1 pseudogene is annotated in these 396 nt (G+C 75.8%); it reads right to left on the bottom strand.

Annotation, left to right across the window (positions count from 1 at the left end):
• Positions 1-150: 150 nt before the first annotated feature.
• Positions 151-396: pseudogene (locus JHD63_RS23010) on the bottom strand (hypothetical protein); the annotation flags it as partial.

Genomic DNA, 396 nt, shown 5'->3' with positions numbered 1-396 from the left:
CCCCCCCCCCCCCCCCCCCCCCCCCCCCCCCCCCCCCCCCCCCCCCCCCCCCCCCCCCCCCCCCCCCTCTTTTCCTGCTCCCCCCCCCCCCCCCACCTACACTAGGTTCTCTTCGTCGGCAGCGCCCCCCCCCCCCCCCCCCCCCCCCTCGCCCTGGGCGGCCAGGGTTTCGATCTCGGCCTCGGCGTCGTCCTTGCGGGCGGCCCATTGGCCGACCTGCTCGCGCAGTGTGAGCAGGCGCTGTTCCACGCGCTGGCGGCCTTCGAGCACGAAACGGATCTCGGCCTCCAGGCGGCCGACCTCGGCGCTGGCCTCGTAGAGCCTGCCCTGGGCCTGGTTGACATGGTCGCCGGCGGCGTAATGGGCCTGTCTCTTATACACATCTCCGAGCCCACG

This window comes from Xylophilus sp. ASV27, assembly GCF_016428875.1.
Classification (GTDB): Bacteria; Pseudomonadota; Gammaproteobacteria; order Burkholderiales; family Burkholderiaceae_C; genus Xylophilus.
Note: the sequence above shows the minus strand (reverse complement) of the source record. Positions and strands in the feature narration are given on the sequence as shown.